This window comes from Vibrio sp. 970, from assembly GCF_033339075.1.
In genome coordinates, this window is the sequence record NZ_JAWOTW010000775.1 from 1 (window position 1) to 526 (window position 526).

The 526-nt window shown below is 51.0% G+C and carries 1 protein-coding gene; it reads left to right on the plus strand.

Translation table 11 applies throughout. From position 1 onward, the window contains the following. A partial coding sequence (locus R7Q11_RS29125; RefSeq protein ID WP_225467338.1) for a DMT family transporter occupies positions 1–526 on the plus strand: 526 nt, incomplete at both ends.

Consider the following 526-nt stretch of genomic DNA (forward strand, 5'->3'; position numbering starts at 1 on the left):
CTTGGTACTACTTGCTGCTTGGTTTGATCAACCCGTTGGCGTATTACTTGATCCTATTTAAAGCGTACGATTTGCTGCCCGCTTCTCAAGCGCAGGCCATCAACTACAGCTGGGCCATTACGCTCACCCTGATGGCAGCGGTGTTTTTGGGGCAAAAGATTCGTGGCAAAGATTGGATAGCGTGTGGATTCAGTTACCTCGGCGTGATCGTGATTGCAACGCAAGGCAATGTGCTTGGCATGCAGTTTGAGAGTCCGCTTGGCGTTGGCTTGGCACTGCTGTCGACGTTACTTTGGGCGGGTTACTGGATTCTCAACACCAAAAACAAAGCCGATCCGGTGATTGGTGTTTTGCTGGGCTTTTTGGTTGCCATCCCATTCACTATCGTATTGAGTTGGTATGATGGCGCAAGCTGGCAATCTATCTCCATCAAAGGCTGGGCGGCGGTGACATACGTCGGCTTGTTTGAGATGGGAGTGACGTTTGTGCTGTGGTTGAGCGCCTTGAAGCTAACCCAAAATACGGC